The organism is Dietzia sp. NPDC055340, assembly GCF_053645335.1.
Genome location: NZ_JBSHML010000021.1, coordinates 23,986 through 38,433, shown reverse-complemented (window position 1 = coordinate 38,433; position 14,448 = coordinate 23,986). Strand labels below are relative to the sequence as shown.

Annotated in this window: 12 protein-coding genes; 5 read left to right on the top strand and 7 right to left on the bottom strand. The window is 71.0% G+C overall.

Annotated features, from left to right (window positions below):
- Positions 1 to 23: 23 nt before the first annotated feature.
- On the bottom strand, positions 24 to 1,655 hold the full coding sequence (locus tag ACWIFB_RS14655; RefSeq protein WP_454058646.1) for an AMP-binding protein: 1,632 nt from the start codon (positions 1,653 to 1,655) through the stop codon (positions 24 to 26).
- Between the two features lie 197 nt (positions 1,656 to 1,852).
- On the opposite strand from ACWIFB_RS14655, the gene ACWIFB_RS14650 reads away from it, so the two are divergent.
- A complete protein-coding gene (locus tag ACWIFB_RS14650; RefSeq protein ID WP_452099966.1) occupies positions 1,853 to 3,223 on the top strand; it encodes an outer membrane protein assembly factor BamB family protein in 1,371 nt (456 codons plus the stop codon).
- Here the strand turns inward: ACWIFB_RS14650 and ACWIFB_RS14645 are convergent.
- From ACWIFB_RS14645 to ACWIFB_RS14635, 3 genes are read right to left on the bottom strand one after another with little or no spacing between them, the layout of a single operon-like run.
- On the bottom strand, positions 3,220 to 4,434 hold the full coding sequence (locus ACWIFB_RS14645) for a THUMP-like domain-containing protein (RefSeq protein ID WP_452099967.1): 1,215 nt from the start codon (positions 4,432 to 4,434) through the stop codon (positions 3,220 to 3,222). The genes ACWIFB_RS14650 and ACWIFB_RS14645 overlap by 4 nt on opposite strands.
- A gap of 9 nt (positions 4,435 to 4,443) precedes the next feature.
- Positions 4,444 to 5,181: an NUDIX hydrolase gene (locus ACWIFB_RS14640; RefSeq protein ID WP_454058645.1), complete on the bottom strand. Its 738-nt coding sequence runs from the start codon at positions 5,179 to 5,181 to the stop codon at positions 4,444 to 4,446.
- Positions 5,178 to 6,020 carry an ABC transporter ATP-binding protein gene (locus ACWIFB_RS14635; RefSeq protein WP_344993195.1) on the bottom strand — a complete coding sequence of 281 codons (843 nt, stop codon included), beginning with the start codon at positions 6,018 to 6,020 and terminating at the stop codon, positions 5,178 to 5,180. The genes ACWIFB_RS14640 and ACWIFB_RS14635 overlap by 4 nt, the downstream gene beginning before the upstream one ends.
- Positions 6,021 to 6,171: 151 nt before the next feature.
- Between ACWIFB_RS14635 and ACWIFB_RS14630 the strand changes: the two genes are divergently transcribed.
- Both ACWIFB_RS14630 and glgB read left to right on the top strand, forming a co-directional pair.
- Positions 6,172 to 8,190, top strand: a complete 2,019-nt coding sequence (locus ACWIFB_RS14630; protein ID WP_454058644.1) for a maltotransferase domain-containing protein — start codon at positions 6,172 to 6,174, stop codon at positions 8,188 to 8,190.
- A 49-nt stretch (positions 8,191 to 8,239) separates the two neighbouring features.
- Positions 8,240 to 10,441 carry a 1,4-alpha-glucan branching protein GlgB gene (gene glgB / locus ACWIFB_RS14625; RefSeq protein ID WP_454058657.1) on the top strand — a complete coding sequence of 734 codons (2,202 nt, stop codon included), beginning with the start codon at positions 8,240 to 8,242 and terminating at the stop codon, positions 10,439 to 10,441.
- A gap of 81 nt (positions 10,442 to 10,522) precedes the next feature.
- On the opposite strand, the gene ACWIFB_RS14620 is transcribed toward glgB, so the two are convergent.
- Together ACWIFB_RS14620 and ACWIFB_RS14615 are read right to left on the bottom strand one after the other, a co-directional pair.
- Entirely contained in the window at positions 10,523 to 11,470 is a 948-nt protein-coding gene (locus ACWIFB_RS14620; RefSeq protein WP_454058643.1) for a tetratricopeptide repeat protein, read from the bottom strand.
- A 35-nt stretch (positions 11,471 to 11,505) separates the two neighbouring features.
- On the bottom strand, positions 11,506 to 12,705 hold the full coding sequence (locus ACWIFB_RS14615) for an acetyl-CoA C-acetyltransferase (RefSeq protein ID WP_230928683.1): 1,200 nt from the start codon (positions 12,703 to 12,705) through the stop codon (positions 11,506 to 11,508).
- 76 nt (positions 12,706 to 12,781) lie between these two features.
- On the opposite strand from ACWIFB_RS14615, the gene mce reads away from it, so the two are divergent.
- On the top strand, positions 12,782 to 13,252 hold the full coding sequence (gene mce, locus ACWIFB_RS14610) for a methylmalonyl-CoA epimerase (RefSeq protein WP_452099971.1): 471 nt from the start codon (positions 12,782 to 12,784) through the stop codon (positions 13,250 to 13,252).
- 34 nt (positions 13,253 to 13,286) lie between these two features.
- Positions 13,287 to 14,162, top strand: a complete 876-nt coding sequence (locus ACWIFB_RS14605; protein WP_452099972.1) for a hypothetical protein — start codon at positions 13,287 to 13,289, stop codon at positions 14,160 to 14,162.
- Here the strand turns inward: ACWIFB_RS14605 and ACWIFB_RS14600 are convergent.
- Positions 14,143 to 14,445, bottom strand: a complete 303-nt coding sequence (locus tag ACWIFB_RS14600; RefSeq protein WP_452099973.1) for an ATP/GTP-binding protein — start codon at positions 14,443 to 14,445, stop codon at positions 14,143 to 14,145. The genes ACWIFB_RS14605 and ACWIFB_RS14600 overlap by 20 nt on opposite strands.
- Between the last annotated feature and the right edge of the window lie 3 nt (positions 14,446 to 14,448).

Sequence of the window (14,448 nt, the reverse complement as noted above, 5' to 3'; positions counted from 1 at the left end):
CCGCAGAGGGTGTGTCGGGGCCGTCAGTTGATGCGCTTCTCCCAGCCCGACCAGGCGGCGTCTCGCAGTTCGTTCTTTCGGACCTTGCCCGTCGAGGTCCGCGGCAACGCCTCGGTGAGCTCCACCGCCCCGGGCACCTTGTACCGCGCGATCCTGGTCCGGCAGTGCTCGATCAGACCCGCCTCGTCGAGCTCGGAACCGGGCCGCACCACGACGTACGCCTTGGGCCGCTCCCCCCACTTCTCGTCGGGCATCGAGACGACCGCACAATCCACGACGTCCGGGTGTGAGGCGATCGCCTGTTCGACCTCGATCGTCGAGATGTTCTCGCCGCCAGAGACCACGACGTCCTTGGCCCGGTCGAGGAGCTGGACGTAGCCGTCCGGGTGCATCACGCCGAGGTCCCCGGAGTGGAACCATCCGCCGGCGAACGCGGTGGCGGTGGCGTCGGGGTCCTGGAAATACCCCTTCATGACGCCGTTGCCGGTCATGACCACCTCGCCCATCGTGACTCCGTCCGCGGGCACGTCGACCAGGGTCGTCTCACCCGGGGAGGTCCGTTCGACCACGCGCACGGTGTCGGCGTGGATCATCGCCACGCCCTGGCGGGACTTGAGCGCAGCCCGCGCATCCGGCTCGAGGTCAGCCCAGTCGGGCTGGGGGGTGCACACCGTGAACGGCCCGTAGGTCTCGGTGAGGCCGTAGACCTGCGTCACGTCGATACGCAGGTCCTCGAACCGCCGCAGGATGGTCGGTGACGGCGGGGCGCCGGCGGTCACCATGCTGATGCCCTCCACGGGCCGGGCCGCCGGGTCGTCGGCGATCGTGGACAGCACCGCCGGGGCGCCGGCGAGCCTGTTGACGCCCTCGGAGTCGAACAGCCGCCAGATGTCCTCGCCGCGGACCGCCCGCAGGCACACATGGGTGCCGAGCGCGCCCGTGAGCGCCCACGTGGTGCACCACCCGTTGCAGTGGAACATCGGCAGTGTCCACAGGTAGCGCGACTCGGCGTCGAGCTTCTGGGTGACGATCTCGCCCAGTGCGTTGAGGTAGGCACCGCGGTGGGTGTACATGACGCCCTTGGGGCGGCCCGTGGTCCCGGACGTGTAGTTGACGGCGATGACCGAGTCCTCGTCGTCGACGGTCCAGGGCACGGCCCGCGGCGAGGCCAGCTCCAACGCCTCCTCGAGCGCCTCGGCCACGGGCCCGAAGCGGGCCGGGTCGGGCTGGGTACCGTCGGCGTCGGGCGCGATGAGGATGAGGCGCAACTGCTCGGGCACCTCGTCCCCGAGCCCCGCGAGCAGTTCGGCGTCGGCGATCAGGACCTCGATGCCCGCGTGGTCGACGATGTAGGCGATCTCCGCGGGCGCGAGCCGGGTGTTGAGCGCGACCACCGCGCCACCGGCGAGCGGGACACCGAACTGCGCCAGCAGCGCCTCCGCCGAGTTCGGCGCGAGCACACCGACCCGGTCGCCCCGCGCGACGCCGCGCATCTTCAACAACGAGGCCATCCGTGTGGCCCGTTCCGCGAACTCGGCGTACGTCTGGCGCCGGGGGCCGTCCACCACCGCGATCGCGTGGGGCACCACCCTGGCCGCCTTCTCGAGGAAACCCAGCGGGCTCAGAGCGGTATCAAGTCCGGAATCAGCAGTCATCGCGGGTGGTTAGCCTCTCGTCGGGACGGTCGTGATGTCGGCCACCGTAATGGCGGGCCCGCCCGGCTGCGGTCCGATCGCGCCGATTCCCCCCGCGGTCGGCACCTCCGTCGGAGCGTCCGTCACAGCGGGTGCCGGGGTGCCGACTAGTCTCATTCGGTGACTCTCACCACGGGAGTGCGGACGAGGGGGGATCTGTGGGACCGGCAACGACACCGCGCGTCGCGCGGGCACTGGGCGTCGCCGCTCTCGCGGTGGCGTTTCTCGCCGGCTGCACCTCCCACACCGAGAGCGGCGATGCGCGCCTGCCGCAGGCCGCCAGCTGGTCGTCGGTGACAGGCGGCCCGCCCAACTCGGGCCGGGCCCACGCCTCCGTGTCGCAGGCCCCGGAGTTGCTGTGGTCCCGCACGTTGGGCGCCCCGGCGATCGGCGTCGCCTCCTCCGACGGCATCGGCTCGTCGTTCCAGGCCACGATCTCCGAGCGCGGCTGTAATCTGTTCTCCCTCTCCGCCGACGACGGCCGCAAGCGGTGGTGCACGCGGTTGCCCACCGACGGGCCGCGGATCACGGCGACCGTCGACGGCCGCGGGTCGTTGTTCGTGCCCATGTTCGGCGGGGTGGGCGCGGTCGCGTCGGAGGGTGAGAACCGCTGGTTCCTGCCCACCCGGGGTACGCCGACCACCGTGACGTTGCTGGACAACCGTCACCTGCTGGTGATCACCCATCAGGGGGCCACGAAGGTCGTCAACGCACACACGGGACTGGACGCCTCGCCCGACCTGCGGTTGGCGGGCCGGATCGGCACCGATGATCGCGGCTACGGACTGCCGTGGTGCGGCATCGGCGAACGTGGCTGCCCCGTGCCGGGCCCTGCCGCCGTGGACACCTCGTCGGCCACCGCGTACGTCACCGTGTGGACCCCCGCCGCCGACGAACCGGAACTGGTGGCCTTCCGCTACAACGCGGATGACTCCGCCGCGGTCGACGGCGCCCTCGAGGTGCTCTGGCGCGCGCCGCTGACGGACGGCCGCCTCGGTGTGCCGACGGTGCTGTCGAACGATCGGAGCGAGGTCTACGTGCACTCGCGCGACGGTGACCTCGCCGCCTACTCCGCCGTCGACGGCTCGCGGTTGTGGTCGGTACCGGTGGGTTACCGCCCGGACCTGCCCCCGGCCCTGCTGCCGGACGGGACCCTGGTCACCGGAGGCCGCACGACGACGATGTGGAAGGGAACCGACGACGACCACGACGACGACGCCGGCCCGTCACCCGTCGTGGCCATCCACGGGGAAGACGGCTCCGGCCGGGAACTCTGGCGGCGCGACGATCTGCAGCAGCTGACCAACCCGGCGGCGACCGAGGACGGCAGGGTGCTGGTCGCGGTGCGCACCGACGGGGCCGACGGCGTGCCCGGAATCGCCGTGCATCTCCTCGACGGTGGCAGCGGCGAGACCCTGCACCGCATCGAGGTGCCGGCGGCCGGCGGCCCGGTGTCCGGGCTGAGCATCGATTCCGACGGCCGCATCATGCTGACCACCGGGCTCGGCGCGGTCTACGTCTTCGACTAGTCCGCGGCGCGGGTGCGCGGTCCGCACACGAAGACCACCGCCGACCGCTCGATGCGTGTCACCACGAGCGCCAGCGGCCGGGACCCCTTCAGCGCGAGCGAGCGGCGCAGCGTGTCGGGGTCCACGTCGACTCCCCGGACGAGGATCTCCAGCGACCCGCAGTCCCGTTCGCGCAGGACGCGGCGCAGCTCCTTGCGGTCGAGTCGGCAGCGGTCGAGAACCTCGAAGCCCGAGTACCCGCCCGGGATCCGCGGACCGGTCAGATGCGCGATCCGGGCGTCCAACTGCCGGAGCCCGTGTCGGCGGGCCCAGTGCCGCACCAGCCCCGCCCGGACCACGGCCCCGTCCGGATCCACGATGAACCGGTCCGGTTCCCCGGAGGCGTCGACGTCGTCGTCGTCCCCATCGGTCACCTCCTCCACGTGGACCGCGACCCCGTCCGCGTTCATCCACGGCGCACCCCACGGACCCGGCGCGTCGACCGGCGACGTGCGCACCACCGTGGCCCTACGGCCCACCCCGCCGGACAGACCCGGCGACCACAGACACGCCTCGCGCACGGACCCGTCCAGCGACACCACCTCCACCGCTCCGCGGTGCCCCAGCGTCGAGACGTCGAGGCCGGGCGCGCACTTGATCACGTGATCACGCTCGGCGACGGCCACCAACAGCGCCGGCAGCGAAGGGCTGAGCTGCGCCGGGTCGTGGATCCGCCGCCCGCCCGACCGACGCGCGGGGTCCGCCACCACCACGGCATCCCGCGTCGGCGGGCACAGTGCGTCGGCCACACAGACCAGCGCGTCCGGCACGTTGTGTGCGGCCATCCGCGCACGCACCGGATCCAGATCCGAGCCCACCACCCGCCCGGCGGTACGCACCAACTCCGCGAGCTCGGCCCCGACCGAACAGGTCACGTCGTGGACGTCGCGACCGGCGAGGCGGCGCGCACGCAGCGCCGCCACGGGCCAGGCGGTGGCCTGTTGGACCGCCTCGTCAGTGAGCAGCATCCTTTCCGCGCCCCGGATGCGGCCGACGGCGCGCGACCGCGCGGTCACCACGTCGATCGCCGCGGCCGCGTGCTCGGGATCCGCGCGCCGGACGGCCGCCGTCGAGGCGACCGTGTGAGCGCGGGAGAAGTCGAGCCCGGCGGCGAGGTCGAGCAGGGCCCGTCCGGCGTCGGTGCGCAGAAAATCCAGATCCTCCGGGGTCACGAGCGCACTCTAGTTCCCGCCCGGCGCGATCGTCCGCGCCCACTCCAGGACCTCGGCCACATTCGCTGCCGTGGCCAGGTCCGAGACCACGTGCAGCGTCGGACGGAGCATTCCCAGGTGGCCCAGGGTGCCCGCCAGTGCCGCGTCCTCCGCCCGGATCCACTCGGCGGCCCGCGCCTCGCTCGTGACCGCGTCCGGCTCGGCGCCCTCGGGCAGGGCCGCCACGAAGAACAGCGTGTCGTAACGGCGCGGTGGGCCGAGCGGCGTGGTCCACCGGTCCCACGGGCGCAACAGATGCGCCGACAGGACCAGCCCGTGCTGCGCCAGCAGACCGTCCAGGTCCCCCTCGCCGGCGTCGAGCGCGCGACGCTCGGCGTGGCCCGGCTGATCGGACGGTGTGGGCTCGGGTTCGGTTTCGGGCTCGGCGAGCAGGACCCCCGTCTCCTCGAACAGTTCCCGCGCGACACCCCGCACCGCGGCGGCCGCGCGCTCCTCGCCGATGGCGAAGCGGCTCGCCCACCACCGCGCCTCCGGGCCGCGCCACGCGCGGGTACCGCGGTAGTCCCGCGGCTCCACACCGCCGCCGGGGAACACCGACATACCCGCGGCGAACTGCATCGTGGGCACGCGATGCTGCAGGAATACCTCCACTCCGCCCCCGACCCTCGAATCTCTGATCAGGGCGACCGTCGCGGCCTCACGGATCGGGACGGCCGCGGGGTCGAACGGCGCGGGCGGGGTCGTCATGCCCGTCGATGCCGGCCGGCACGGCGGGAGCGGCGCGCGAAATAACGGCCGTCGATCTCGTCCACGACGATCGACTGGGAGAAGGCCCGGCTGAGATTCTCCGAGGTGATCACGTCGTCGATCAGCCCCATCGCCGTGACCTCGCCCTCCGACAGCAACATCGCGTGGGTGAAGCCCGGGGGGATCTCCTCGACGTGATGGGTCACCAGGACCGTCGCGGGCGCGTCCGGATCCATCGCCATGTCCCCGAGCCGCGCGACGAGATCCTCGCGGCCGCCCAGGTCCAGCCCCGCGCCCGGCTCGTCCAGGAGCAGCAGTTCCGGGTCGGTCATCAGCGCGCGGGCGATGAGCACCCGCTTGCGCTCACCCTCCGACAGGGTGCCCCAGGTCCGCTCCGCGAGGTGCTCCGCGCCGATCGACTCGAGGGTGTCCGCGGCACGGTCGAAATCCTGACGGTCGTACTGCTCACGCCACCGGCCCAGGACCGCGTAACCGGCGGAGACCACCAGATCCTGCACTACCTCGTCACCCGGGATGCGGCCGGCGACCGCGACCGAGGACAGCCCCAGGCGGCTACGGAGCTCGGTCACCTCGGTCCGGCCGAGCTGCTCGCCGAGGATCACGGCGGTCCCGGTGCTCGGGTACTCGAGCGCGGCGGCGATCTTGAGCAGCGACGTCTTGCCCGCACCATTGGGCCCCAGCACCACCCATCGTTCGTCCAACTCCACCTGCCAGGTCAGTGGCCCGACGAGGTTCGTGCCGTCGCGGCGTAGCGAGACGTCCCTGAGGTCGAGGACGAGGTCTGGGTCGATGTCGATCACGGTGCTCACGGCGCCCATCTAACCCCGTATCGGGGAGCGGGGTGGCGAGGAACACGGCCCCGACAGATGAACCGGAGGTGACCCGGCTCCCGGAACGCCCCGCCTTCGCTAGCGTCGAGGGGGTAACGCCGCCCGCCATGGCGGTTCAGCAGCCGAGAGGAGCACCGACGTGAACGACCGTCTGGCCATCGACGAGGTCCTCCCCCTCGTCGCATGCGGGAGGTTCCCCTCCAAGTCCGTTGTGGGCGAGGTGCTGCCGATCTCGGCCGTGGTGTGGCGCGAGGGCCACGACGCGCTGTCGGCCACGGTGGTCGTCCGTCGTCCGGGCGGTGCCGCCACCCGCACCACGATGGTGCCCGGTACCGAGCCCGACACCATGCACGCACTCCTGCTGACCGACTCGCCCGGGATGTGGTCGTTCCGCGTCGAGGCGTGGTCCGATCCCTTCGCCACCTGGCGCAGCGGCATCGTCAAGAAGATGGCGGCCGGGCAGGACGCGGACGAGCTCGGCAACGAGCTGGAAGTCGGCGCCCGCGTCCTCGACACCGCGATCGGGCGCGCCACGGCAGCCGGCCGTTCCGACCACTCCGGACTACTGACCCGCGCTGCGGCCGATCTGCGGGGCCGCGGAGACGCGGGCGCCCGCACCGCGACCGCTCTCTCCGGGCCGGTCGCAGAAGCCCTGGCCACCGACCCGGTCCGCGAGCTCGTCACGGTCGGGCGGACCCATCGCGTGTGGGTCGACCGGCGCGCGGCCCAGTTCAGTTCGTGGTACGAGTTCTTCCCCCGGTCGACCGGCGGTCGCGACTCGGATGGTCGTCCCGTGCACGGGACGTTCCGCACCTCGCGTTCGGCCATCGACCACGCCGCCGACCTCGGCTTCGATGTGGCGTACCTGCCCCCGATACATCCGATCGGGAGGGTCAACCGGAAGGGCCGCAACAACACGCTCACCCCGGAGGCTGACGATGTCGGTTCCCCGTGGGCGATCGGCTCCTCCGAGGGGGGTCACGATCGCGTCCTTCCCGACCTCGGCACGATCGACGACTTCCGTGACCTCGTCGAGTACTCGGCTGAACGCGGGGTCGAGATAGCCCTCGACCTGGCGCTGCAGTGCGCGCCCGACCATCCGTGGGCGCAGGCCCACCCGGAGTGGTTCACGGTCCTGCCGGACGGACACATCGCCTACGCCGAGAACCCACCTAAGAAGTACCAGGACATCTACCCGATCAACTTCGACCTCGATCCCGAGGGCATCTTCGCCGAGGTCCTGCGGGTCGTCCGTCACTGGACCGCACTCGGGGTCCGCATCTTCCGCGTGGACAACCCCCACACCAAGCCGGGCGACTTCTGGCACCGGCTCATCAGCGAGGTCAAGCGGACCGAGCCGGACGTGCTGTTCCTGTCCGAGGCCTTCACCCGGCCGGCCCGCCTCTTCGGCCTGGCCCGGCGCGGCTTCTCGCAGTCGTACACCTACTTCACCTGGAAGACCACCAAGGCCGAGCTCGTGGAGTTCTGCGAACAGCTTCTCGAGCATGTCGACGAGGCGCGCCCCAACATGTTCACCAACACCCCGGACATCCTCCACGAATCCCTGCAGCGGGGCGGCCCGGCGATGTTCGCCATCCGGGCGGCACTCGCGGCCACCCTCTCCCCCGCGTGGGGTGTCTACTCCGGCTTCGAACTCTATGAGTGGCAGCCCGTCGCCGCGGGCAGCGAGGAGTACATGGACTCCGAGAAGTACGAGCTCCGGCCCCGGGACTTCGCCGCTGCCGAGAACGCCGGCCAGTCGCTCGCGCCATGGATCCGGACACTCAACCGCATCCGCCGCGACCATCCGGCTCTACAGCAGTTGCGGACCCTCCGCTTCCACGCCGTGGACAACGATCAGATGGTCGCCTACTCCAAGCTGGACCCGGCCACCGGGGACTGCGTCCTCACGGTGGTCTCCCTCGACTCGCAGGGCGCGCAGGAGGGCACGCTGACGCTCGACATGGAGGCGATGGGCTACCCGGCCGACGCGCGCTTCAGCGTCCGCGACGAGGTCACCGGATCCGAGTTCCACTGGGGATCTAGCAACTTCGTCCGGCTCGAGCCCTGGTCGGCGGTCGCCCACATCGTCGTGGTCCCGCCCTGCGACCCGGCACGTAGGGTCGAGTTGTCCTACCGCACGCACATCGTGGATTAGAGGCACACCGATGGCACAGCACCACGAGACGCAACCCTCTCAGCCCGACATGGCCGCCGGAGCAGGCACTCCCGCGCCGGCCCCGTTCCCCGACGAGGCCTTAGCTCGACTCCGCTCGGGCACCCATCACGATCCGCACTCCGTGTTCGGCGCGCACCGGGACGGCAGCGGTAGCGTCATCCGCACGATGCAGCCCGGAGCGGTGGCGGTGGAGATCCTCGTCGACGGCCGCACTGTGCCCATGTCCCCGCTCGGACACGGGATGTTCGGGGCATCGCTTCCGGATGCCGACCTCCCCGACTATCGCTACCGGGTGTCGTACCCGGACGGCCACAGTCGGATCGTCGCCGACGCGTACCGGTTCCTGCCGACGCTCGGCGACGTGGACCTACACCTGATCGGTGAGGGCAGGCACGAGCGGCTGTGGACCGTCCTGGGCGCGCACGTCCGCACCTACGACACCCCCGGCGGGGCCGTCACGGGAACCTCGTTCGCGGTGTGGGCACCCAATGCGCGCGGTGTGAGCGTGGTGGGCGACTTCTGTGCGTGGAATCCCGTCGCGTTGCCCATGCGGTCGATCGGCTCATCCGGGGTGTGGGAACTGTTCGTCCCCGGCGTCCGGGACGGCGCCCACTACAAGTACTGCGTGCGGGGCGCCGACGGGGGAACCGTCGACCACGCCGATCCGATGGCCTCCGCGACCGAGGTGCCCCCGGCCACGGCCTCCAGGGTGTTCACCTCCGAGTACGAATGGAACGACGCCGAGTGGATCGCCGCCCGCGCGACCCGCGACCACTCGCGGTCGCCGATGGCCGTGCTCGAGGTGCACATCGGTTCATGGCGTCCCGGACTCGGCTACAGGGAGTTCGCACACCAGTTGGCCGACCACGTGGCGGAGACCGGCTTCACACACGTGGAGCTGATGCCCGTCGCCGAGCACCCGTTCGGTGGCTCGTGGGGCTATCAGGTGTCGTCCTACTACGCACCCACCAGCCGGTTCGGATCGCCGGACGACCTGCGCTACGTCATCGACCACCTCCACTCGCGTGGGATAGGCGTGCTGGTGGACTGGGTTCCCGCTCACTTCCCCAAGGACGAGTGGTCACTCGGCCGCTTCGACGGCACCCCACTGTACGAACACCCGGATCCACGGAGGGGCGAGCAACCGGACTGGGGCACGTACGTGTTCGACTTCGGCCGACACGAGGTTCGGAACTTCCTCGTCGCCAACGCCCTGTTCTGGGCCGAGGAGTTCCATGTCGACGGGCTGCGCGTGGATGCCGTCGCCTCGATGCTCTACCTGGACTACTCGCGCGACGAAGGCCAGTGGGAGCCCAATCTGCACGGTGGCCGGGAGAACCTCGAGGCGATCGCTCTGCTGCAGGAGGTCAATGCGACCCTGCACCGTGCACATCCCGGGGTCCTCACCATCGCGGAGGAATCGACCTCGTGGGGAGGCGTCACCGCCCCCACCGGGACCGGCGGGCTCGGCTTCTCCATGAAGTGGAACATGGGCTGGATGAACGACACCCTGCGCTACCTGGCGCTGGACCCCCTCTACCGGACGCACCACCACGGCGAGATCACCTTCTCGATGATGTACGCCTGGAGCGAACGATTCGTCCTGCCGCTGAGCCACGACGAGGTGGTCCACGGAAAGGGCTCGATGTGGGAGCGGATGCCGGGTGCCGCATGGGACCGTGCCGCCGGTATCCGCGGGCTGTACGCCTACATGTGGGCTCACCCCGGAAAGAAACTCCTGTTCCAGGGCCTCGAGTTCGGCCAGACCACCGAATGGGACGCCGACCGCGGTGTCGTCTGGGATGACCTGGACGGCTGGGAGGGCGAGTTCCACCGCGGCATCCTCGCGTGCGTACGCGATCTCAACGCCGGATACGCCGACAACCCGGGGTTGTGGGTGCTCGACGACGAGCCGGCCGGATTCTCCTGGATCGACGCCAACGACGCCGACAACAGCACGTTGTCGTTCCTACGCACCGATCACGCCGGCAACACCCTGGCCTGCATCGTGAACTTCTCGGGAAGCCCGCTACGCGACTACCGCATCGGGCTCCCCTCCGCCGGTATGTGGGAGGAGATCCTCAACACCGACGCCGAGCTCTACGAGGGCTCCGGTGTGGGGAACCTGGGCGGGGTGCGCTCGTACGAGCAGGGGCACCACGGGCGTCCGTACTCGGCGACCGTGGCGGTGGGGCCCCGGGCCACGGTGTGGCTGCGCCACAGCGGCTAGATCGCGGCACGACCCCGGGCGCACCACGCCAGATTTCGGGGGCGTGGCGGTTCCCGGCGGCGGTCACCGCTCCGGGCTCGGTCAGTACAGGGCGCTCGCGAGTTCCCGCCGGGCGACGAGCACCCGGGGGTCGTCCGCGGGTAGTGCCTCGAGGATCTCGAGCAGCCGGGTCCGGAGGATCTGGCGCTCATCTCCGAAGTGCACCTTGATCGCATCTGTCAGAACCGAGAACGCCGAGTCGTACTCCGCCGCGACCAGCATGAGGTCCGCCGACCGCAGTGCGGCGGGAACCGACCCCTCCGCGGTGTCCGTCTCCTCCGACACGCGCCTGCCGGCCTGGACGTACCTCAGCGCCTCGACGATCGTGTGGTCCGCGGGTCGTGCCTCGACCAGCGCCGAGAACCGCTCCTCGGCCGTGACCAGGTCCCCCTCGGACAGCGCCTCTTCGGCCGCGTCCAGCTCGGGGTCCGTCTCATCCTCCGCCTCGGGATCATCGGCGTCCGGCACCGGTCCGCTCAGTTTGCCCTCCGTGGCACGCAGAACGGCGTCGAGCCACTGGCGGAGCGCCTCCTCGGGCTGTTCCCCCTCGAAGTCGGCGATCGGACGGCCGCCCGCGATGGCGAACACCGACGGCACCGCACGAGCCTGCAACGCCTGGGCGATCCCGGGGGCCACATCCACGTCCACGGTCGCATGGACCCAGGCCCCGTTCGCCTCATCCGCCAGGGCCGCCAGCAGCGCCGTCAGCGCCGTGGGCGCGCGCTGCGAGACCAGCTCGATGATGACCGGGACCTGGGTGGAGCGGACGAGGACCTCCTGCTCGAAGGTCGCCTCGTCCACCTCCACCCGTGACGCCCCGGCCCCGTCGGCGCCGCCCCCGCCCGGCTGCCCTGGGGCACGGCCGGCGGCGGCCGCGCCCCGCTGGGCCTCGGCGCGACTCTTCAGCCCAGAGAGGTCGACGGCGCCGGCAAGCGACGCCGCGAGCTTCTGCTCGGCGGCGGACGGGGGACGGTTACCTGGTCTGGTCACGGCTCCGATCCTGCCACGCCGCCGCCTTCAGGGTGTCAGCCGGCCGCGGGCACCCGGATCAGGAGCGCGTCTCCCTGGCCGCCGCCGCCGCAGAGTGCCGCGGCTCCGAGACCCCCGCCCCGGCGGGCGAGCTCCATGGCGAGGGTGAGGACGACGCGGTTACCGGACACGCCGATCGGGTGGCCGAGGGCGATGGCGCCACCGTTGACGTTCACCTTGTCCGCGTCCAGGTCCAGCATGCGGGTCGAGTGCAGTCCCACCGAGGCGAAGGCCTCGTTGAACTCGAACAGATCGATGTCCGACACCGCAACACCGGCGCGCTCGCACGCGTCCAGCACCGCGTCGGCGGGCTGGTGCTGGAGGGTCGAGTCGGGCCCGGCGACCGTGCCGTAGCCGACGATCTCGGCCAGGACCGGCCAGCCCTCCGCCTCGGCGCGGGCGGCGGAGGTGACGATCACAGCCGACGCGCCGTCGGAGATCTGGGACGACGAACCGGCGGTGATGGTGCCGTCCTTGGCGAATGCGGGACGGAGCTTCGACATCGACTCGGCGGTGGAATCCGCCCGGACGCCCTCGTCCGTCTCCACGACCGTGTCGCCCTTACGCCCCTTGATGGTCACCGGGACGACCTCGTCCGCGAAGCGTCCCTCGGCCCAGGCGGCGGCGGCGCGCTGGTGCGAGATCGCGGCGAACTCGTCCTGGTGCTCACGCGTGATCTCCAGCTCGACATTCCGGGCCTCGGTGAGGGCCCCCATAGGCTGGTCGGTCGGGACGTCGTGCAGCCCGTCGTACGCCATGTGGTCGAGGACCTCTACCGAGCCGTACTTGTAACCGTTCCGGCTCTTGGGCAGGAGGTGCGGCGCTTGCGACATCGACTCCTGACCACCCGCGACGACCACCTCGGAGTAGCCGGACCGGATGGCCTGGTCGGCCAACGCGATCGCCGTCAGGCCGGACAGGCACATCTTGTTGATGCTCAGCGCGTCGATGCTCTTCGGGAGTCCGGCGGCGAGCGAGGCCTGGCGCGCGGGCATCTGGCCGTTTCCGGCGGAGAGCACCTGCCCCATGATCACCTGGTCGACGGCCTCACCGGAGACGCCGCCACGCTCGAGGGCGGCGTTGATCGCGATGCCGCCGAGTTCGGCCGCGGACAGGGAGGACAGGCCGCCCTGCAGGCGACCGAACGGAGTGCGTGCACCGGCGACGATGACGGTGCGGGTGGGCTCGGCGGTCATGGGACACCTTCCGATCGAGGGGTGATGGTTATCCACGCCAAACTACCGTGGACCCGGACCGGCTAGCGTGGAAGGTATGACTACTACCCCAGCAGGCCAGCCCCTTCTTCCTTCCGAACTGGTCGTGGCCATCGATCACGTCGGTGTCGCGGTTCCGGATTTCGACGCGGCCGTGGCCTGGTACCGGGACAACCTGGGTATGGAGAACCTCCACGAGGAGGTCAACGAGGAGCAGGGCGTCCGCGAGGCCATGCTCGGCTCCCCCGGCCGCCCCGCGGGCAGCGCCCTGCTCCAGGTTCTGGCGCCTCTCGACGACAGCTCGACCATCGCCAAATACCTGGATCGCAACGGCCCCGGGATCCAGCAGATGGCCGTCCGGGTCACCGACATCGACGCGATCACCGCCCACCTGACCGGACGCGGAGTGCGCGTGCTCTACCCGGCCCCGAAGACCGGAACCGCCGGCTCCCGCATCAACTTCGTCCACCCCAAGGACGCCGGCGGTGTCCTCCTCGAGCTCGTGGAGCCGGCCGCCGATCAGCACTGAGCGCCGACGAGGGCTGCGCGGCTAGGGTGGTGACATGCCGAGCACGCACACTCCCGAATCGGCCGTGCAGCCCTTCGCGGTGGTCCGGAAGGGCTTCGACCGCGAACAGGTGTCCGCGGCCCTCGCCCGACTGGAAGCCGAAGCCGAGCTGCTGCGGGCCGACCGTGACGCCGCGGTGGAGCGTGCCGAACGTGCCACCGCGGAACTCGAGCGTCACCGCGACAAGGTCGACGAGCTGGAGTCGCGGATCGCCGAGTTGGGCCGCGCACCGGTGACGAACGAGCAGATGTCCGACCGTCTGTCCACGATGCTCGCCCTCGCGACGGCCGAGGCCGCATCGATGCGCGACAACGCACACTCCGACGCCGACCGGATTCTCAACGAGGCTGAAGAGGACGCGTGGCGGATGCGTGAGTCGGCGGCAGCCGAGCTCTCCGCCGTCCGCACCCGTAACGACGCTGTCCGCGCCGAGCACGACGCGGCGTTGGACGCGGCGCGAGCCCGGGCTGCGGAGATCGTCCGCTCGGCCGAGAGCGAGGCGAAGCGACTGGACGATGTCGCCGCACGGCGACGCGACCAGATCGACGAGGACCACCGACTAGCGTCGAACCTGCGTCGAAAGGAATCCCTCGACGAGGATCGCGCCCAGCGTGCCGCGACCAGGAGCGCAGTCCAGGCGCTCCGGTCTGAAGCCCGCGACCGCGCGGACGAGATCGTGCGTGACGCGGAACAGCGCGCGAACGACATCATGGGCCGCGCCCGGACACACACCGAGCGCCTCCGTGCTCTACGTGAGGACGTCCTGGCCGAGCTGGCCTCTGTACGGGCACGACTGGAGCCGCTGCCGGCCGGCGTCGCGAACGAGGAGCCCCTGCCGGAGACCCCTCGCTTCAACTCCAGCGACGGGTGAGCCCCCGGCTGGACCGACCGTTCCAGCATCCCGAATGCCAGTGGCGCCGCTCATCGTCGCCACCAGGCCGGTCCGGCCAGGCCACGACGTGTGCCGTTCCCGACATCACCAGCTGGTCGCATCCCGGGCAGCGATAGTCCTTGCTCGCCCTGGCGCCGGGGATCCTCCGTACGTGATACCCGTCCGGATCTCCCGCCGGCCCGGGCTCCATCGCTCCCCCACCCAGCCCCTCACGCCTCGGCGCGGGTAGATCCCGGGCTGCGCGTCGATGTCGTCTCGGCACCGC